This window comes from Streptomyces sp. CS113 (assembly GCF_002188365.1).
Lineage (GTDB): Bacteria > Actinomycetota > Actinomycetes > Streptomycetales > Streptomycetaceae > Streptomyces > Streptomyces tendae.
The window spans coordinates 5,324,368-5,340,085 of record NZ_KZ195574.1 but is presented as its reverse complement, the minus strand read 5'-3'; the positions used below and the strand labels follow the sequence as shown (position 1 = coordinate 5,340,085).

The 15,718-nt window shown below is 72.2% G+C and carries 14 protein-coding genes; 2 read left to right on the top strand and 12 right to left on the bottom strand.

The window, feature by feature from the left end; genetic code table 11:
- Positions 1-68: 68 nt before the first annotated feature.
- Positions 69-353 carry a DUF3039 domain-containing protein gene (locus B9W62_RS23805; RefSeq protein ID WP_030402030.1) on the bottom strand — a complete coding sequence of 95 codons (285 nt, stop codon included), beginning with the start codon at positions 351-353 and terminating at the stop codon, positions 69-71.
- Positions 354-383: 30 nt separating this feature from the next.
- A complete protein-coding gene (locus B9W62_RS23800) occupies positions 384-956 on the bottom strand; it encodes a YqgE/AlgH family protein (protein WP_179235630.1) in 573 nt (190 codons plus the stop codon).
- Positions 957-1,189: 233 nt separating this feature from the next.
- Here B9W62_RS23800 and murA point away from each other — a divergent pair, with 233 nt between their 5' ends.
- The gene (murA, locus tag B9W62_RS23795) at positions 1,190-2,536 is read left to right on the top strand and encodes a UDP-N-acetylglucosamine 1-carboxyvinyltransferase (RefSeq protein WP_030180233.1); all 1,347 of its coding nucleotides are present in this window, start codon (positions 1,190-1,192) and stop codon (positions 2,534-2,536) included.
- Between the two features lie 184 nt (positions 2,537-2,720).
- On the opposite strand, the gene B9W62_RS23790 is transcribed toward murA, so the two are convergent.
- The 6 genes from B9W62_RS23790 to B9W62_RS23765 form a co-directional block, all read right to left on the bottom strand.
- Positions 2,721-3,002 carry an HU family DNA-binding protein gene (locus B9W62_RS23790; protein WP_004987462.1) on the bottom strand — a complete coding sequence of 94 codons (282 nt, stop codon included), beginning with the start codon at positions 3,000-3,002 and terminating at the stop codon, positions 2,721-2,723.
- 352 nt (positions 3,003-3,354) lie between these two features.
- On the bottom strand, positions 3,355-4,770 hold the full coding sequence (locus tag B9W62_RS23785; RefSeq protein ID WP_087809064.1) for an NAD-dependent malic enzyme: 1,416 nt from the start codon (positions 4,768-4,770) through the stop codon (positions 3,355-3,357).
- A gap of 420 nt (positions 4,771-5,190) precedes the next feature.
- Positions 5,191-7,518, bottom strand: a complete 2,328-nt coding sequence (locus B9W62_RS23780; RefSeq protein ID WP_179235629.1) for a HelD family protein — start codon at positions 7,516-7,518, stop codon at positions 5,191-5,193.
- A gap of 82 nt (positions 7,519-7,600) precedes the next feature.
- Positions 7,601-8,386 carry a zf-HC2 domain-containing protein gene (locus tag B9W62_RS23775; RefSeq protein WP_087809063.1) on the bottom strand — a complete coding sequence of 262 codons (786 nt, stop codon included), beginning with the start codon at positions 8,384-8,386 and terminating at the stop codon, positions 7,601-7,603.
- Between the two features lie 71 nt (positions 8,387-8,457).
- Complete coding sequence (locus B9W62_RS23770) at positions 8,458-8,982, bottom strand: sigma-70 family RNA polymerase sigma factor (RefSeq protein ID WP_007450155.1); 525 nt, start codon at positions 8,980-8,982, stop codon at positions 8,458-8,460.
- Positions 8,983-9,177: 195 nt separating this feature from the next.
- The gene (locus B9W62_RS23765) at positions 9,178-9,768 is read right to left on the bottom strand and encodes a CGNR zinc finger domain-containing protein (protein WP_087809062.1); all 591 of its coding nucleotides are present in this window, start codon (positions 9,766-9,768) and stop codon (positions 9,178-9,180) included.
- Between the two features lie 213 nt (positions 9,769-9,981).
- Here B9W62_RS23765 and B9W62_RS23760 point away from each other — a divergent pair, with 213 nt between their 5' ends.
- Positions 9,982-10,644, top strand: a complete 663-nt coding sequence (locus tag B9W62_RS23760; protein WP_373433700.1) for an anthrone oxygenase family protein — start codon at positions 9,982-9,984, stop codon at positions 10,642-10,644.
- Here B9W62_RS23760 and B9W62_RS23755 read toward each other — a convergent pair.
- From B9W62_RS23755 to B9W62_RS23740, 4 genes are all read right to left on the bottom strand, one after another.
- Entirely contained in the window at positions 10,593-11,780 is a 1,188-nt protein-coding gene (locus B9W62_RS23755) for a uroporphyrinogen-III synthase (protein ID WP_087809061.1), read from the bottom strand. The genes B9W62_RS23760 and B9W62_RS23755 overlap by 52 nt on opposite strands.
- Positions 11,781-11,890: 110 nt before the next feature.
- The gene (locus B9W62_RS23750; RefSeq protein ID WP_087809060.1) at positions 11,891-13,249 is read right to left on the bottom strand and encodes an MFS transporter; all 1,359 of its coding nucleotides are present in this window, start codon (positions 13,247-13,249) and stop codon (positions 11,891-11,893) included.
- A gap of 146 nt (positions 13,250-13,395) precedes the next feature.
- Complete coding sequence (locus tag B9W62_RS23745; RefSeq protein WP_087809059.1) at positions 13,396-14,337, bottom strand: hypothetical protein; 942 nt, start codon at positions 14,335-14,337, stop codon at positions 13,396-13,398.
- A 116-nt stretch (positions 14,338-14,453) separates the two neighbouring features.
- Positions 14,454-15,686 carry an acyltransferase family protein gene (locus B9W62_RS23740; protein ID WP_087809058.1) on the bottom strand — a complete coding sequence of 411 codons (1,233 nt, stop codon included), beginning with the start codon at positions 15,684-15,686 and terminating at the stop codon, positions 14,454-14,456.
- Positions 15,687-15,718: the final 32 nt, after the last annotated feature.

The following is a 15,718-nucleotide window of genomic DNA, read 5'->3' as shown; positions in this document are numbered from 1 at the left end:
CCGGAGTGCGCGCGGGCACACTCCGGGGGCCTTCGGGACTGCCTATGAGGTCCGTACGGACCGGGGCGCTACTTCTTGTCGCCGCCCTTGCCCTCGTCCCCGCCGCCGCTCATGGACTCGTAGATCTCCTTGCACATGGGGCAGACGGGGTACTTCTTGGGGTCGCGGCCCGGTACCCAGACCTTGCCGCACAGCGCCACGACGGGGGTGCCGTCGAGGGCGCTCGCCATGATCTTGTCCTTCTGGACGTAATGCGCGAAGCGCTCGTGATCGCCGTCGCCGTGGGACGTCTGCGGCGTCGGTTCGACGAGGGTTCCCGTACCTGTCCCGCGCTCGGGCTCGAGAGTGCTCATAACCGCCAAGGGTACTGAAGCTCACACGCTTCAGTTGAGCGACGGGTCGTCCGGATACGTCGCCACCATCGCCAGGTCGCCCCGCTGGCGGCGCAGCACCTCGCGCCAGAGTCTCTCCGGAAACGGCGAGGAGACGTCGCCGGGCTCGGACTCGACCACGTACCAGGCGCCCTCGGTCAGCTCGTCCTCCAGCTGGCCGGGTCCCCAGCCCGCGTACCCGGCGAAGATCCGCAGGGCGCCCACGGCGGACGCCAGCAGCTCCGGCGGTGCCTCCAGGTCCACCAGGCCGATCGCGCCGTGCACCCGCCGCCAGCCCAGCGGCGCCCGCTCGCCGGACGCCCCGCCGGGGACGACGGCGACGCCGAGGGCCGAGTCGAGGGACACCGGGCCGCCCTGGAAGACGACGCCGGGCTCGCCGGTCAGGTCCGCCCAGTCCTCCAGGATGTCGCCCACGTCGACCGGCGTGGGGCGGTTGAGGACGACGCCGAGGGAGCCCTCCTCGTCGTGGTCGAGGAGGAGCACCACCGCACGCTCGAAGTTCGGGTCCGCCAGGGCAGGCGTTGCCACGAGCAGCCGCCCCGTGAGCGAGGACACCTCGGTCATGCCAGACATGATCCCGCATGTTCCCCTCCCGTGGGGAGGCAATCGGGGGCACGGGGGTGAACACGCACCCGCGCACGCCCCTCGGTCGTGACCCCCCGTACGCGCCGGGGAACACCGCGTGTTGTGACAAATCCATGACGTTGCCGGACCGTGCACAGGCGCATGGAAGGGGGGTACAAGACGATTACCCTTTCCCTTCTGGCCCCTGCCCAACCCCACGGAACGCGAGATTCATGACCGTCAACGGCGCTGATGACGTACTGCTTGTCCACGGCGGGACCCCGCTGGAGGGCGAGATCCGGGTCCGCGGTGCGAAGAACCTCGTGCCGAAGGCGATGGTGGCCGCCCTGCTGGGCAGTGCGCCGAGCCGGCTGCGCAACGTGCCGGACATCCGCGACGTGCGGGTCGTACGCGGACTGCTTCAACTGCACGGGGTGACCGTCCGCCCGGGTGAGGAGCCCGGCGAGCTGGTCCTCGACCCCTCCCACGTGGAGAGCGCGAACGTCGCCGACATCGATGCCCACGCGGGTTCGTCGCGCATCCCCATCCTGTTCTGCGGCCCGCTGCTGCACCGCCTCGGGCACGCCTTCATCCCGGGCCTGGGCGGCTGCGACATCGGCGGCCGGCCCATCGACTTCCACTTCGAGGTGCTGCGCCAGTTCGGCGCGAAGATCGAGAAGCGGGCGGACGGCCAGTACCTGGAGGCTCCGCAGCGGCTGCGCGGCACCAAGATCCGGCTGCCGTACCCGTCCGTCGGCGCGACCGAGCAGGTGCTGCTGACCGCCGTCCTCGCCGAGGGCGTCACGGAGCTGTCCAACGCGGCCGTGGAGCCGGAGATCGAGGACCTGATCTGCGTCCTGCAGAAAATGGGCGCGATCATCGCCATGGACACCGACCGCACCATCCGCATCACCGGTGTGGACGAGCTGGGCGGCTACACCCACCGTGCCCTCTCGGACCGCCTGGAGGCGGCCTCCTGGGCCTCCGCGGCGCTGGCCACCGAGGGCAACGTCTACGTCCGCGGGGCCCAGCAGCGCTCGATGATGACGTTCCTGAACACCTTCCGGAAGGTGGGCGGCGCGTTCGAGATCGACGACGAGGGCATCCGCTTCTGGCACCCGGGCGGGCGGCTGAAGTCCATCGCCCTGGAGACGGACGTGCACCCCGGCTTCCAGACGGACTGGCAGCAGCCCCTGGTGGTCGCCCTGACGCAGGCCACGGGCCTGTCCATCGTCCACGAGACGGTCTACGAGTCCCGGCTGGGATTCACCTCCGCGCTCAACCAGATGGGTGCCCACATCCAGCTCTACCGCGAGTGCCTCGGCGGCTCCGACTGCCGCTTCGGCCAGCGCAACTTCCTGCACTCGGCCGTGGTCTCCGGACCGACCAAGCTGGAGGGCGCCGACCTGGTCATCCCCGACCTGCGCGGCGGCTTCTCGTACCTGATCGCCGCCCTCGCGGCCCAGGGCACCTCCCGGGTCCACGGCATCGACCTGATCAACCGCGGCTACGAGAACTTCATGGACAAGCTCGTGGAGCTGGGCGCGAAGGTGGAACTCCCGGGCAAGGCCCTCGGCTAGACACCTCGCGGAAACGCCGATGGGGCGGGCACCCGATCTCGGGTGACCGCCCCATCGGCGTTACGTCGAACGCCCCAAAGGGGCGCGGGGAACTGCGCGACCAGCCACAACGGGCCCGCAGCCGCGAAACGACCGCACCCCGAACGAACGATCCGCACAGTCCCCGGCACTCCAAGCGGAGCGCTTACTTACCCTTGGCGGCTTCCTTGAGCTTGGAACCCGCGGAGACCTTGACGCTGTAGCCGGCCGGGATCTGGATCGGCTCGCCGGTCTGCGGGTTGCGGGCGGTGCGAGCGGCACGGTGGGTGCGCTCGAAGGTCAGGAAGCCGGGGACGGTGACCTTCTCGTCGCCCTTGGAGACGATGTCGCCGACAACCTCGGCGAACGCGGCCAGCACGGCGTCGGCGTCCTTGCGGGTCACCTCGGCGCGGTCGGCCAGCGCGGCCACCAGCTCACTGCGGTTCATGTTGTTACTCCCGTGTTCTTCTTGCCGTTGAGGCGTGCCACGCGGCGGAGCCGCATGTTGGGCACAGCGATGCCGATGCTGCCAGGGCCCTCTGACATTCCCCGGACCCGGGTCGGTCGTCAGACCCTCGCGCCCAGGGAGGCATCCTGCCTCCACCTGCGGCGGTAAAGCCAATCCGGCACCCCCAGGAGTCGTGAGAACACCCTTGGGAGTCACACGCCGAGAGGGCCTGAGCCTTGCGCAACCCTAGAGGGCGATGCGAGGCCCGACATCCCGCGACGCGCCGGAGCGGCGGCCCGCCGTGGTGATCCTCACCACCACGCCACAGGTCGCCTTCCCCGGGCGGGGGAACCTACGCCACCACTCCGGCGGCCTTCGCCGCCTCCCGCACGGCGCCCGCGACGGCTCCGGCGACCTTGTCGTTGAAGACGCTGGGGATGATGTAGTTCGGGTTGATCTCGTCCTCGGTCACCACGTCCGCGAGGGCGTGTGCGGCCGCGAGCATCATCTCGGTGTTGACGGTGCGGGACTGGGCGTCCAGCAGGCCGCGGAAGACACCGGGGAAGACCAGCACGTTGTTGATCTGGTTCGGGAAGTCGCTGCGGCCGGTGGCGACGACCGCGGCCGTCTCGCGGGCGATCGCCGGGTCCACCTCGGGATCGGGGTTCGCGAGCGCGAACACGATCGCGCCGTCCGCCATGGCGGCCACGTCGTCCCCGTCGAGGACGTTGGGGGCGGAGACGCCGATGAAGACGTCCGCGCCGTGCACGGCCTCCTTGAGGGTGCCGGTGAGGCCCTCGGGGTTGGTGTTGTCGGCGATCCAGCGCAGGGCGGACTCGGGCGCGGCGTCCACCAGGTCGGCGCGGCCCGTGTGCACGACGCCGTGGATGTCGGCGACGACGGCGTTCTTGACCCCGGCGGCGAGCAGCAGCTTGAGGATGGCCGTACCGGCCGCGCCGGCGCCGGACATGACGACCCGTACGTTCTCGATGGGCTTGTCGACCACGCGCAGGGCGTTGGTCAGCGCGGCGAGCACGACGATGGCGGTGCCGTGCTGGTCGTCGTGGAAGACCGGGATGTCCAGCGCCTCGCGCAGCCGGGCCTCGATCTCGAAGCAGCGGGGCGCGGAGATGTCCTCCAGGTTGATGCCGGCGAAGCCGGGGGCGATGGCCTTGACGATCTCGACGATCGCGTCGGTGTCCTGGGTGTCCAGGCAGATCGGCCAGGCATCGATGCCGGCGAACCGCTTGAACAGGGCCGCCTTGCCCTCCATCACCGGCAGCGCGGCCTTCGGGCCGATGTTGCCGAGGCCGAGCACGGCGGAGCCGTCCGTCACGACCGCAACCGAGTTGCGCTTGATGGTCAGGCGCCGGGCGTCCTCGGGGTTCTCGGCGATCGCCATGCAGACGCGCGCCACGCCCGGCGTGTAGATCATGGACAGGTCGTCGCGGTTGCGGATGGGGTGCTTCGACGCCATCTCGATCTTGCCGCCGAGGTGCATGAGGAAGGTACGGTCGGAGACCTTGCCGAGGCTGACGCCCTCGATGCCGCGCAGCTGCTCCACGATCTCGTCGGCGTGGGAGGTCGAGCCGGCCGCGATGGTGACGTCGATCCGGAGCTTGTCGTGGCCGGAGGCCGTGACGTCGAGGCCGGTGACCGAACCGCCGGCGGACTCCACCGCTGTGGTGAGCTGCGAGACGGCGGTTCCGCCCGCGGGCACCTCCAGTCGGACCGTCATCGAGTAGGAGACGCTGGGCGCCGTTGCCATGGCCGACTTCCTCTGCTTTCACCGTGTAACTGGGTTGTGCCGTCCGATCGTCGCACCTACCGCTGGGTACGCGGTAGCCGCCCCGGATTGCGAACTTTTTGTTCACCCGGATTTCGGAAAACGACTTCCACCATACGAGAAGTAGCCCGTCGGGGGAAGGGGCCGGCGGAAGACGCGCGGCGGACGCGACCCGGTCGCCGAAGGAACCCGCGGGACGGGAATTGTCTTGCGGGGATCGTTTGTTACCTTGGACGTGGCACCGGCTCGATCCAAGCCCCCGGGCCCAACCTTCGTCGCTACGAGCGACCACTTGCCGCGAGGCGAGCATGGCGGGTCGGTGCCACTTGAACGAGAGCGAAGGGCCCGCGCCGACGGCGCGGGCCCTTCGCTCGTTCCGGGGCCGCTCCCCCGGCCCGGCGCTCAGTCGCGCAGCAGGTCCGGCACCCCCGAGGCGTCCGGCTCGTCCCGCTCGGACGAGACGACCGTCAGCTGCTGGGTGGCCCGGGTCAGGGCGACGTACAGCACCCGCAGTCCGGCGGGCGACTCGTCGGCGATCTCGGCCGGGGAGACGACCACCGTGGCGTCGTACTCCAGGCCCTTGGCCTCCAGGCTGCCCAGCGCCACCACCCGGTCGCCGAGCCCCGCCAGCCAGCGCCGGGCCTCCTCGCGCCGGTTCATGGCGACCACGACGCCGACGGTGCCGTCGACCAGGCCGAGCAGCCGGGCCGCCTCCGCGCGGGCCGTCCGGGCGAGGGATTCCGCCACCACCGCGAAGCGCGGCCGCACGCCGGTCGAGCGCACGGCCGACGGGGACTGCGAACCGGGCATGGCCAGGGCGAGGACCTTCGCGGCCAGCTCGGCGATCTCGGCCGGGTTGCGGTAGTTCACGGTCAGCTCGAAGCGGCGGCGCGGGCGGCTGCCCAGGGCCTCGTCACGGGCGGCGGCCGCCTCGTCGGGGTCGGACCAGGAGGACTGGGCGGGGTCGCCGACGACGGTCCAGGTGGCGTGCCGGCCGCGGCGGCCGACCATCCGCCACTGCATGGGGGTGAGGTCCTGCGCCTCGTCGACGATGACGTGGGCGTACTCGGTGCGTTCCTGGGCGAGGCGCTCGGCGCGCTCCCACTGGGTCTCCTCGCGCTGCGGCATCAGCTCCTCCAGGCCGGTGAGCTGGTCCAGCGGGTCCTGCTCGCGCCGCTTGCGGGGGCGGGCCGGGGTGCCGACGATCGCCTGGAGCTCGTCGAGCAGGGCGATGTCGTGCACGGAGTGGCCCTCGCGCCGCAGCGAGCGGGCCACCTTGCGGACCTCGCCCGGGTTGAGCACGCGCCGCGCCCAGCGGCCCAGGCGGCGCTCGTCCGCCATGGCCGCCAGCACGGCGCCCGGGGTCAGCTCGGGCCACCAGGCGTCGAGGAAGGCGGTGAAGGAGTCCTCGGAGCTGACGTCCTCGTCGAAGGAGGAGCGCAGCTCGGCGGCCAGCTCGGGGTCGCTGTGCCGGGCGCCGGCGCCGGACCGCTCCCACAGGGCGTCCAGGAGCAGCCGGCGGGCACGGGGGCGCAGCAGGTTGACGGGCGCGGTGCCGCCGAGGACGGTGCGGCGGATGCCGGCCAGCTCCTCGGCCTCCAGTTCGAGGCGGCGGCCGAAGGCGACGACCCTGAGCCGGGTCGGCGAGTCGGCCGGTTCCAGCGCGCCGCGCGCGGCCTTGCGCAGCACCCTCAGCATGCGCGAGGAGCCCTTGGCGCGGGCGGTGGCCGGGGAGTCGTACAGCGTGGCCTCCGCGCCGTCGACCAGGGAGCCGATCGCGCGGATGGCGACCTGGCCCTCCTCGCCGAGGGAGGGCAGCACGCCCTCGGTGTACGCCACGAGCAGCGGTGTCGGCGAGACGATGAGGATGCCGCCCGCGTACCGGCGCCGGTCCTGGTAGAGCAGGTAGGCGGCGCGGTGCAGGGCGACGGCGGTCTTGCCGGTGCCGGGGCCGCCCTCGACGTAGGTCACGGAGGCGGCGGGGGCGCGGATCACCCGGTCCTGCTCGGCCTGGATGGAGGCCACGATGTCCCGCATGGAGTGGGTGCGGGCCTGTCCGAGGGCGGCCATCAGGGCGCCGTCGCCGACGACGGCCAGCTCCTCGCCGTCCAGCCGGGCGGTGACCTCGGGGCGCATCAGGTCGTCCTCGACGCCGAGGACGCGCCGCCCCTTGGAGCGGATCACCCGGCGGCGCACGACCCGGCCCGGGTCCACCGGCGTGGACCGGTAGAAGGGGGCGGCGGCGGGCGCCCGCCAGTCGATGACCAGCGGCGCGTAGTCCTCGTCCAGGACGCCGATCCGGCCGATGTGCAGGGTCTCGGCGATGTCGGCGGTGTTGTCGGGTCCGAGGGCGCCCTCGGCGGGTTCGACCGCCGTGTACGCGCCGTCCGGGCCCTTCTTGCCGTCCTTGCCGAGGAGCAGGTCGATGCGGCCGAACAGGAAGTCCTCGAACTCGTTGTTCAGGCGGTTGAGGTGGATGCCGGCCCGGAAGACCTGCGCGTCGCGCTCGGCCAGGGCGCCGGGCGTGCCGACGTGGCCGCGCTGGGCGGCGTCGTGCATGAGGAACTCCGCCTCGTGGATCTTCTCCTCGAGGCGCCGGTACACCCGGTCGAGGTGTGCCTGTTCCACGTCGATCTCTCGGTCCCGTACGGAGTCCTCCCGCGCGGAGTCCCTTCGTGCCGGGTCGTGCTCCGAGTCGACCGCCGAATCCTGCTGAGCCTGTGCGGCCACCGGGCCCCCTTCTGACGTGCTGGGCAGCCGTCAAAAATACGCGAAGGGGGCCCGGGAAGCTACGCCGCGCCTGGCGCCGGCGCTACGCGTCGACCTCCACCAGTCGCTTCCCGTCGAAGGTCGTGACCTCGAAGTGGGAGATCTGGTTGGGTTCGAAGGCGGCTCCGCCGTGCACGTAGAGCGGCTTCTTGCCCTTGTCGGTGGTGGCGCCCGGTATGCCGTAACCCCAGTCGGGGACCGTCCAGGAGGTGAGCGTCTCCCGCTCGCCGTTCTTGCCGACGGCGATCAGGGAGCACTTCTGGGGGCCCTTGAGGTTCTTCAGCTCCAGCACCGTCTCGGTGCCCCAGGCCTTCTTCTCCAGCGCCACGGTGGCGCTGACCTGCGTGGCCGGGTCGGTGGCGGTGACCCGGTCCGGCATGGCGGCGAAGGCGGCCTCGGCCGGGCTCGCGGCCTGCCGCGTCGCCTCGGTCTTGCGGCCGCCGCCTCCGTCGTCGCCACCGCCGCCGCCCGTGGTCGCCACGGCGGCGAACGGGCCGCCGATGATCAGCGCGGCCGCGGTGCCCACCAGGTAGAAGTTGCGGCGGCGCTTGCTCGCGCGGCGTTCGGCGACCTCGTCGACGAGCTTCTCCGAGAGCCGCGGGCTGGGCTTCGCGGTGAGCGACTCGGCGATCGCGGGCGTACCGGTGCCCGGCAGGTCCGCGAGCGCCGCCATCATCGGCTCCATGCCGGCCAGCTCGTCGAGCTGCTGGGCGCACCACTCGCAGGTGGCGAGGTGGGCCTCGAAGGCCGTCGCCTCGGCGTCGTCGAGGATCCCGAGGGCGTAGGCACCGACGGTCTCGTGCTCGTTCGGCGCCGGTGATCCCTGCATGGGGACAGAACTACCCGTGTCCCCCGGGCCGAATCCCCCGCCGAATCCCTGAACTCCCCCGTAGCCGCTCATCACGCCGTCACCCCCCGCTCCTCCAGAGCCAGCTTCATCGAACGCAGGGCGTAGAACACCCGGGAGCGAACGGTGCCGCTGGGTATGCCCAGTGTCTGCGCCGCCTCATTGACGGTACGCCCCTTGAAGTACGTCTCGACGAGGACCTCCCGGTGGGCCGGGGTCAGGTCGTCGAGCGCGTCCGACAGCGTCATCAGCCACAGCGCCTTGTCGATCTCGTCCTCCGCGGGGATGACCTCCAGCGGCGACGGATCGACCTCCTGCGGCCGGGCCTGCCGGCTGCGGTGGCCGTCGATGACGATGCGACGCGCGACCGTCACCAGCCAGGGGCGTACCGATCCGGTCGCACGGTTGAGCTGACCGGCGTTCTTCCAGGCACGGATGAGCGTCTCCTGGACGACGTCCTCGGCGCGCTGGCGGTCCCCCGCGACCAGCCGCAGCACGTAGGCCAGCAAGGGGCCGGCGTGCTCGCGGTACAGCGCGCGCATCAGCTCCTCGTCGGGCTCCGAGGACGACTGCGACATGCGATGTCGGGCCCTCGCACCACGTTCGTTGGCCACGACGGAATCCTTGCGCACGCCCACCTCCGGTGTCCGGGGGATCCCCCAGTCGGTCGCTCGCCCATCCGGTACGGACGCGAAGTGCGGCGTGTTCAAACCGAGATGAAAGATTTCCCGGAGGCGGTGTGACGAACGGGGCGCGAGGGACGCTACGGGTACTTACCGGGCGAGGGCGGCGCGGCGGCGGTGCCGTGCGACGCGTTCGCGGTTGCCGCAGACCTCGCTGGAGCACCAGCGCCGGCGGCGGCCGCGGGAGGTGTCCACGTACACGATGGGGCAGTTGTCGCCCGCGCACTGCCTCAGGCCCGCCCGTGCGACGGGGTCGGTGAGCAGTTCCACGGCGTCCCGGGCGAGGGCGCCGAGCAGCGCGGCGCACCGCGGCGGGCCGGTCAGCTCCCGCACCAGTGCGCCGTCCTCGCCGGGCACCGCGCGGGGGGCGGGCGGTGCGGCGAGGGCGAGTTCGTTGACGCGGGCGAGGGCGAGGGCGTGGCGGGGGTTGCGGGACACCGGCCGGCTCCGCACCAGCCTGGCGGTCTCGGCGCGCAGTTCGTGGAAGCCGCTCAGCCAGGAGGGATCGGCGTGCCCCAGCGGGGTGCCGGGCGGGACGATTCCGGAGCCGCAGATCCAGGCGCGCAGGGCGTCGACGGAGCCGAGGCGTTCCACGGGGTGGGTGGTGGCGATGAGGTCCAGACAGATCCGCCCGGTGTCGAACCGCAGCTCGTACGGGTCGATGGCCGTACCCAGTGCCATGTTCCTGTCACCGCCTAGGGCTTGCCCGCTCAGGCACGGGCCCGGAAAGGGGAGCAGGGAGACCGCGCGGGCCGCGCGCGGACCGCTCCCCTCTACAGTGCCTGCCCGCACCCGCGCCCGGAACCCCCCGTACCGCTCCCGCGTGGACGCTTGCGCATGCGCCCGCGCGCCCGGGCCATGTCCGGCGCACGGCCGGGCCCGTTGACTGGACGCATGACGAACACCAACGGGGAACGGCGGTCCCGCACCGCCGGTGGAGTACTGGTCGCGGCCACGGTCGCCGCGGGACTGATGGCAGGCACCTTCTACGTCTTCGCCTGCGCGGTGATGCCGGCGCTGGCGCGCAGCGACGACCGGGTGTACGTCGACGTGATGCGCGACGTCAACGAGGTGATCCAGAACCCGGTGTTCCTGTCGGCCTTCATGGGCGCGCTCGTCCTCGCGGGTGTCGCGGGGTGGCAATCGCGCCGGACGCCGGGCAGCTGGTGGGTCTGGGCGGGCGCGACGGCGTACGCGCTCGCCTTCCTGGTCACCGTGGTCGGCAACATCCCCCTCAACGACGCCCTGGCCCGCCCCGGCGACCCGGCGGCGCTGCGCGAGCGGTTCGAGGACCCGTGGGTGGCCTGGAACGTCGTACGCGCCGTGCTCTCGACGCTGGCGACGGCGTGCCTGGCCACGGGCTTGGCAGCCCACGGCGCCCCACACCACACCCCACCCGACCGGCCACTGAGCACCGGGCACCGACGGACACCCGTGGCCTCCCGGGACCGGCGCACGTGCCGTCGCACCGCATCGGACCTGGAGGGGGCCGTGCCGTGCGGGGGTCAGTCGGTCGTGTACTTGGCGTCCGTGGGCGGGTCCAGGGCGAGGCGGTAGCCGCGTTTCACCACCGTCTGGATCAGCTTCGGGGTGCCGAGGGACGTGCGGAGGCGGGCCATGGCCGTCTCGACGGCGTGCTCGTCGCGGCCGGTGCCCGGCAGCGCGCGCAGCAGCTCCGCGCGGGGCACGACCCAGCCGGGCCGCCGGGCGAGGGCGCGCAGCAGGGACATGCCGGCGGGCGGCACGGTCCGCAGCTCCCCGTCGACGAGCACCGCGTGTCCACGGATCTCCAGGCGGTGCCCGGCGGCCGGCAGGGCACGCGCCCGGGCCGGGAGTTCCTGGCACAGCAGCTGGACGAGGGGGCCGAGCCGGAAGCGCTCGGGCTGGACCGTGTCGACGCCGTGCGCCTGGAGCGGCACCGCGGTGACCGGGCCGACGCAGGCGGGCAGCACGTCGTGGCCGAACGCGGCGAGCAGCTCCGGCAGCTGGCCCCGCTCCTCGGCCCGGCCCAGCAGCGAGACCGCGGCGGGCGCGCTGGTGAAGGTCACGGCGTCCACGCCCCGCGAGACCGCGGCGTCCAGCAGCCGGTCCACCGGGCCGAGGTCCTCCGGCGGCAGCCACCGGTACACGGGCACGCCCACCACCTCGGCGCCGCCCTCCCGCAGCGCCTCCACGAACCCCGGCAGCGGTTCACCGTGCAGTTGTACGGCGATCCGGCGGCCCTCCACGCCCTGCTCCAGGAGCCGGTCCAGGACCTCGGCCATGGACTCCGAGGCGGGTGACCACCGCTCCGTCAGGCCCGCGGCCCGTACCGCGCCCTTGACCTTGGGCCCGCGCGCCAGCAGCTCCACCGTGCGCAGCCGCTCCAGCAGGGTCTCGCCGAGCCCCCAGCCGTCGGCGGCCTCCACCCAGCCCCGGAACCCGATGGCGGTGGTGGCGACGACGACGTCCGGTGCCTGGTCGACGATGCGCTTGGTCGCGGCCATCAGCTCGCCGTCGTCGGCCAGCGGCACGATCCGCAGCGCGGGTGCGTGCAGGACGGCGGCGCCGCGCCGCTGGAGCAGCGCGCCCAGTTCGTCGGCCCGGCGGGCGGCGGTCACGCCCACGGTGAACCCGGCCAGCGGGCCGTGGTCGGATCGCCGCGGTCCGTCGTCCACCTCGCCCACGCCGCCCACCTCGCTTACGTCGTCCATCGCTCGCCGCGCTCCGATCCGTTCCCACCCACGTGCCCAGTCACGCGGACGACCGAGCCTGTCAACCGTGCGTGACGGGCTCGGTTCCGCTTCATGTCACCAGTGTTACGTCACACCTCGGCATAGCCGAGCCGTGCCTCCGCCTTCGCCGCCGACGCCCCGGTCTCGCCGCGCACGGCGGGCCGGCGGAGGTATACCGCCCAGGTGACCACGATGCACACGGCGTAGCAGGCCAGGAAGGCGACGAAGGCACCGGTTCCCGATCCGGAGGACAGGAAGGACTGGCGGAAGGCGAGGTTGATCCCGACGCCCCCGAGGCCGCCCACCGCACCGATCAGCCCCATCGACGCACCCGACAGGCGCCGTCCGTGCCGTACGGCCTCCTCCCCCGTCAGTCCGCGGGCCAGCGCCTTGGAGTGGAAGATGCCCGGGATCATCTTGAACGTCGAGCCGTTGCCGAGCCCGCTGAGCGCGAACAGCGCCACGAACACGGTCACGAACAGCGCCAGCGACTTCTCCATACTGGCCAGGACGAGCACCCCCGTGGCCGCGGCCATGGCGACGAAGTTCCACAGGGTGATCCTCGAACCGCCGTACCGGTCGGCGAGCCTGCCGCCCAGCGGACGGACGAGGGAACCGAGCAGGGGGCCGATGAACGTGAGGTACGCGGCCTGGAGCGGCGTCCGCCCGAACTGGGTCGTCAGCACCTGTCCGAAGGCGAAGCTGTAGCCGATGAACGAGCCGAAGGTGCCGACGTACAGCACCGACATGATCCAGGTGTGGGCGTCCCGGGCCGCGTCCTTGGCGGCTCCGGTGTCGTTCTTCACGGTGGTGAGGTTGTCCATGAAGCGCGCGGCGAGGACGCCGGCGACGATGATCAGCGGGATGTAGATGCCGAGCAGCACCCGGGGCCCGCCGCTCGCCCCGATGATCGCGAGCGCGACGAGCTGGATGACCGGCACACCGATGTTCCCGCCGCCGGCGTTGAGGCCCAGTGCCCACCCCTTCTCCCTGAGCGGGAAGAAGGCGTTGATGTTGGTCATGGACGAGGCGAAGTTGCCGCCTCCGATCCCGGCCAGCAGCCCGACCAGCAGGAAGGTCGAGAAGGACGTCCCGGGCTCCATCACCACGAAGGCCGCGAGCGTCGGGACCAGGAGCAGGCTCGCCGAGACGATCGTCCAGTTGCGGCCGCCGAAGACCGCGACGGCGAAGGTGTAGGGCACCCGCACGACGGCGCCGACCAGGGTCACCACGGACGTCAGCAGGAACTTGTCGGCCGGTGACAGCCCGTACTCCGGGCCCATGAAGAGCACCAGCACGGACCACAGCGTCCAGACGGAGAACCCGATGTGCTCGGAGAGCACGGAGAAGAACAGGTTCCGCCGGGCCGTTCGCCGCCCCGTCTCCTTCCAGAAGGTCTCGTTCTCCGGATCCCAGTGCTCGATCCAGCGTCCGCCACGGGCTTTCATAGCGCCTCCACGGTGCTCCACAGCTCGGTGGCGCCGACGCTAGGCAGCACGCGTTTCGCGCCGGTGGGGCTGTGGATGACCGGGAGGGAACGTTGCTCTCACCCGGCGCGGGGACGGCGTGAGAGATCGCGGTCAGCGGTCAGCGGTCAGCCCTGCGGGGGCTGGGGCTGCCAGTGCGGGTTCTGCTGCGGGTACCCCTGCGGCGGGTACGGCTGCTGGCCCTGCGGCGCGTACGGCTGCTGCGGCGGGGCGTACGGCTGCGGTGCCTGCTGCGGCTGGGCGTACGGCTGCGGTGCCTGCTGCGGCTGGGCGTACGGCTGCGGTGGCGCGTAGGGCTGATGGGCCTGCGGGCCGGGCTGCGGGGCGTACGGCTGCGGGGCCTGCGGCATCCCGCCGTACGGCTGCTGCTGCGGCGGCTGGGCGCCGTACGGGCCGGGGGCCGGCTGTCCGTAGCCGCCGGGCGCTGCACCGAACGGGTTCCCGTGGCCCGGCAGCTGCCCGCCGGGCGGCAGGTAGCGCACCCGCCCGGTCTCGTCGGCCACCGGCATGAACCCGGCCGCCTGCAACCGGGCCGCGAACTTGGCGTTGCGCTTGCGGGTGACGAGGAAGCCGAGGCCCAGGGCCGCCATGAGGACCAGCCAGATGATGCCGGAGAGGACGAAGTCGTCGGACGAGCCGCCCTCGCGGAAGGCGATGACCACGCACGCGACGGTGCCGCCGAGCGCGCCGTAGCCCATGTTCTTCTGGGCGTTCTTGCCGGTGAGGTCGAAGTTGATCCGGGCCTTGAGGAGTTCGAAGGCGTCCGGCACGAGCGGCGGCAGCGACACGCCGTCGCCGGCGTTCGGGTACTGCGCCCAGTTCTGCGCGGCCCGGGTGCGGGCCTGCGGGCTCGGGTCGGGGACGAGCAGCATGGTGAGCGCGGCGTTGTTCCCGCCGCTCTGGCGCACGTCCGCGTACTCGTAGCCGAACTGCTGGGCGACGAAGGCGAGCTTGGCGAGTTTCTTCACGGACGACATCCGGCTGGTGAGCTGGACCGGCTCCCCGCTCGCCATCAGCTGCAACATCTTCTGCGTCTGCCGCTTGCTCATCCCGCTGCTCCCCCTGACCGGCTCACGCCACCCTGTTCACTTCCGCAACCGGGGCAGTCTCGCACGGAGGGCCGACAGCCGTCAGCCCCGGTGCGGGGTCCGCCCCGGTCGCGGGGTCAGCCCCGGTGCGCGGCGCGGGCCCTCGGCTGCTTCGCCGGCGTGCGTTTGCCGCCGTCCGGCCAGAGCTGGGGCCTGCGCTTGGCGGCCACGTCCTCCATCCAGCCGAACCAGACGATGCAGCTCCCGATGAGCAGCCAGGCGATGGCCAGGACCGGCCACGGGCTCTCCAGCAGCCACGGGACGTTCTCGTTCATGACGTCGAAGCCCCACAACTGGTCCCACAGCGTGGCCGCGATCAGGATGCAGACGTTGTGCCACAGGTAGATCGTCACCGCGCGGGAGTTGAGCAGCGTGATCAGCCGGTCCCAGCGGCGCAGCCGGCGCGGCCACTCGGTCCACGACGGGCTGACGTGCAGGAGCAGCAGGACCGTGGCGAAGGACCAGACGGCCTGCGCGAAGGGGATGGAGTCCAGGTCGTACCCGGTCTTGAAGCCCTCTCTGAAGGCGTACCAGAGTCCCAGTGCGGCGATCACGGGAGCGACCGAGGGCACGACGTAGCGCGGCAGCCGTTTCAGGATGCCTTCCTGGTGGGCCATGCCGAGGATCCAGCAGGCCCCGAAGGTGCTGAAGTCCGTGAGCGCGGACGGGAAGCGCTCGCCCGGCAGGTTCAGGTAGCCGAACTGGAAGGCGGCCGACAGGACGAGGGGCGCGAGGATCGTCAGCCACGGCAGGGCGCGCAGGGCGCGCAGCAGGACCGGGGAGAGCAGGACGTACCAGAGGTAGGCGCGGATGTACCACAGCGGCCCGCCGAGTTCCGCGGCCCAGTCCGCGCCCAGGATGCCGTGGATGCCCGGCACGCTCTCGGCGAAGGGCGGGTCGCTCAGCGGCAGGATCCAGTAGAGCAGGTGGAACCACCACCAGCCCGGGTGCCCGTCCTCGTTCGGTCCCCAGCCTTGCAGCACCATGCCGGTCACGCCCACGACGCCCAGCAGCCAGAGCGGCGGCAGCAGGCGGCGCATACGGCTGCGGACGACCTGGACGGCCGGCCGCTTGAGGCTGCGGGCCATCAGGTTGCCCGCGAGGGCGAACATGACGCCCATGGACGGGAACACCACCGGCAGCCAGGCCCAGCCCATCAGGTGGTAGAGGACCACCCGGAAGAGGGCCACCGCCCGCAGCAGGTCGAAGTACCGGTCGCGCACGGGAGCACGCCGCGCCTGCTTCTGCTGGGGCGCCGCCGGTACGGCGGTGTCCGCGCCGACGGGCGGCTGGAGGGGTGGTGCGGTCATGTGCGGGGCGCTCCGGGTCGGACCAGGCAGGG

Excerpts from the sequence above, each read along its gene's own strand:
- B9W62_RS23805 (WP_030402030.1), bottom strand. The coding sequence starts at position 353 with ATGAGCACTCTCGAGCCCGAGCGCGGGACAGGTACGGGAACCCTCGTC.
- B9W62_RS23800 (WP_179235630.1), bottom strand. The coding sequence starts at position 956 with ATGACCGAGGTGTCCTCGCTCACGGGGCGGCTGCTCGTGGCAACGCCT.
- murA (WP_030180233.1), top strand. The coding sequence starts at position 1,190 with ATGACCGTCAACGGCGCTGATGACGTACTGCTTGTCCACGGCGGGACC.
- B9W62_RS23790 (WP_004987462.1), bottom strand. The coding sequence starts at position 3,002 with ATGAACCGCAGTGAGCTGGTGGCCGCGCTGGCCGACCGCGCCGAGGTG.
- B9W62_RS23785 (WP_087809064.1), bottom strand. The coding sequence starts at position 4,770 with ATGGCAACGGCGCCCAGCGTCTCCTACTCGATGACGGTCCGACTGGAG.
- B9W62_RS23775 (WP_087809063.1), bottom strand. The coding sequence starts at position 8,386 with ATGCAGGGATCACCGGCGCCGAACGAGCACGAGACCGTCGGTGCCTAC.
- B9W62_RS23770 (WP_007450155.1), bottom strand. The coding sequence starts at position 8,982 with ATGTCGCAGTCGTCCTCGGAGCCCGACGAGGAGCTGATGCGCGCGCTG.
- B9W62_RS23765 (WP_087809062.1), bottom strand. The coding sequence starts at position 9,768 with ATGGCACTGGGTACGGCCATCGACCCGTACGAGCTGCGGTTCGACACC.
- B9W62_RS23760 (WP_373433700.1), top strand. The coding sequence starts at position 9,982 with ATGACGAACACCAACGGGGAACGGCGGTCCCGCACCGCCGGTGGAGTA.
- B9W62_RS23755 (WP_087809061.1), bottom strand. The coding sequence starts at position 11,780 with ATGGACGACGTAAGCGAGGTGGGCGGCGTGGGCGAGGTGGACGACGGA.
- B9W62_RS23750 (WP_087809060.1), bottom strand. The coding sequence starts at position 13,249 with ATGAAAGCCCGTGGCGGACGCTGGATCGAGCACTGGGATCCGGAGAAC.
- B9W62_RS23745 (WP_087809059.1), bottom strand. The coding sequence starts at position 14,337 with ATGAGCAAGCGGCAGACGCAGAAGATGTTGCAGCTGATGGCGAGCGGG.
- B9W62_RS23740 (WP_087809058.1), bottom strand. The coding sequence starts at position 15,686 with ATGACCGCACCACCCCTCCAGCCGCCCGTCGGCGCGGACACCGCCGTA.